Here is a 2775-nt window from a genome sequence, read left to right on the forward strand (position 1 = left end):
CACCGTCTGCACGTGCCCCGAGCTCAGGGAAACCCCGCGGAGCCGGTGGTTGACGGTGTCGGCGACGATCGCGTCGTAGCCGGTCTGCCACGCGACGTCGGCCGGGAGGATCGCGACGCCCTGCGGCTCGTTGAACTGCGCGGCCTCGGCCGAGCCGTCCGCATAGCCCTTCGCGCCCGAGCCGATGATCCGCTGGACCCTCCGAAGATCGGGGGCCAGCTCGACGAGCCGGTGATGCCCCGTGTCCACGACGAGGTAGTTTCCATTCTCGAGCGGCACAGCCTGGCCCGGGAAGCGGAGCGTGCGCGACACGGGTTCCGGCGCCACGTAGGGCCCGTCGCCGCGGTGGAGCGTGCCCTTCGCCTCGTGCTCCACGATGAGCTCCTCGACCAGGACGCCGAGGCCCGCCGAGTGCCCCTCACCGGAAAGGTGCGCCACGATGTAGCCCTCGGGATCGACGACGACGAGCGTGGGCCACGCGCGCGCCGTGTAGGCCTGCCACGTGAGCAGCTCGGGGTCGTCGAGCACGGGGTGGTGGATCTCGTAGCGCTCCACGGCGGAGGCGAGCGCCACAGGATCCGCCTCGTGCTCGAACTTGGGCGAGTGCACGCCGACCGTCACGAGGACGTCGCGGTACTTCTCCTCGAGCGGGCGCAGTTCGTCGAGGACGTGCAGGCAGTTGATGCAGCAGAACGTCCAGAAGTCGAGGAGCACGATCTTGCCGCGCAACGCCGCGAGGTCGAGCTCGGCGCCGCCCGTGTTGAGCCAGCCCCGGCCCGCGAGCTCGCTCGCGCGGACGCGGTGGGCGGTTCTCAGGGCCGTCGCGGCGCTCGCGTTAGCGTTGGTGGACTCGGCGGATCCGGAGGTCACGGGTGCTCCTCACTTGCTTACTTGCTGGCGGTTGAATTGGCTGATGAAACGTATCCAAGGGGTCAACCCCGGGATGCGGGGTGTTGTTCCGGCGGGGGCCGGGCGCGCGTCGCGGGGCGTCACACTCACCGGCCCTGGGCGCGGTCGCGCTGCTGGAGCTTGGTGAACATCTCGTTGTACGCCTCGAGCTCGGCGTCGTTGTCGCGATCCGCGGCGCGGTCGCGGCGCTTCGTCTCCCGCGCGTCGGACTTCGACCACATGACCGCGACTCCGATGGCCACGACGACCGTGGGGATCTCCCCGATTCCCCACGCGACGCCCCCGCCGGTCTGCTGGTCCGCGATCGCGGACGGACCCCAAGGCCGCCCGAGATTCCCAAAGTACGTGGGGTCAAGCAGGATGTTCGAACCCATGAGCGCCACCCCGAAGAACGCGTGGAACGCCATCGTCGCGAACAGGAGGACGAGCCGGAGGGGGTACGGCGCGCGCCGCGGCAGCGGATCGGCGCCGATCATGGTGAGCACGAAGATGTAGCCCGTGATGGTGAAGTGCAGGTTCATGAGCTCGTGGCCCACGTGGTCCCGCATCGCGTATCCGAACAGATCCGAGTAGTAGAAGAGGATGATCGAGCCCGCGAAGTTCGCGGCGGCGAACAGCGGGTGCGTCACGAGCTGCGAGAACTTCGAGTGGACGAACACGAGGATCCACTCGCGGAGGCCACGGCTTCCGTCCTGGCGCGGCGCGAGCGCCTTGAGCGCGAGCGTGATGGGCGAGCCCAGCACGAGGAACAGCGGCGCGACCATGGTGAGCATCATGTGGTCCACCATGTGCGCGGAGAACAGGACGCGCCCGTACACGGCCGGCGGCCCGCTCGTGATGTACGTGAGGACCACGAGGCCCACGAACCACGCGGCGCTGCGCGGCCACGACCACGTATCGCCGCGGCGGCGCAGCTTGATGATCCCGAGCGCGTAGACCACGGCGCCGAAGGCCGCGACCGCGAGCCAGAGCCAGTCGAAGCGCCACTCGGAGAACCAGCGCGCGGCCGTCGGCTCAGGCGGGAGGTTGTAGCCCGAGAGGATGAAGGCCGGCGTCGCGTCCGGTGCGTAGCTCGTGGGCTGGGGCGGCGCCGAACGGCTCAGCGCGACGGCGAGGCCCGAGACGCCGCCCATGACGATCGCCTCGACCCCCACGAGCTGCCACAGGACGCGCTTCGCGGACGCGCCGCGGCTGAGCTGCGGGATGACCCACTGCCGGTGCATGAAGCCGATGACACCGAGGACGACGGCGAACACCACCTTGCCGATGACGAGCTGGCCGTAGGCGGAGCCGAACAGATCGGCCCAGCTCGTCACGCGGAGCGACGCGTTGATGATGCCCGAGACGACCACGAGCACGAAGCAGAACAGGGCGAGCGCCGAGAACCGCCTCAGCACGGCCTCGGTGAGCTCCACGCCCGCGCCGGACCCGGCCGCCGACCGGAGGCGTCCCACGAGCGTCCCGCCGAGGAGCGCGAGGATCCCGACGCCGCCCACCCAGAGTCCCGCGCCAAGAATGTGGAGGAAGAGCGAGTTGACGGCGCCCTCGTGGTCGTTCGAGCTCGCCGAGTGGCCGATGAGGGCCATGGGAACGAGGCCTATCGCGGAAATGAGGAACGTCAGCGCGAGGCCCGTGAGCGAACGGACGGCGAACAGGAGCGTCGCGACGGTCGCGGCGATGATCACGGTCACGAGCCACGCCCGGCCCACGTCGAGCTGGGTCATGTAGAAGACGAGCTGTTTCGTGAAGTCCGAGCTGCCGGAGATCGGCTGGCCGATGAGATCGGAGTCAGTCAAGACGAGGACTGCGACCGAGCTGGCCGTCCAGACGAGGGACGCGACGCTCGCCACGCGCAGGGCGCGGGTG

Annotated in this window: 2 protein-coding genes; both read right to left on the reverse strand. The window is 69.6% G+C overall.

The annotated features are described in order from the left end of the window. On the reverse strand, window positions 1–870 hold an 870-nt coding region (locus ACLN58_RS20460; RefSeq protein ID WP_415857069.1), incomplete at its 3' end, for a thioredoxin-like domain-containing protein. A 125-nt stretch (window positions 871–995) separates the two neighbouring features. Continuing rightward, window positions 996–2775: cytochrome c oxidase assembly protein (locus ACLN58_RS20465; RefSeq protein ID WP_415857070.1), on the reverse strand; the 1780-nt coding region annotated here is incomplete at its 5' end.

Origin of the sequence: Sinomonas sp. G460-2, assembly GCF_047759905.1 — a bacterium.
GTDB lineage: Bacteria > Actinomycetota > Actinomycetes > Actinomycetales > Micrococcaceae > Sinomonas.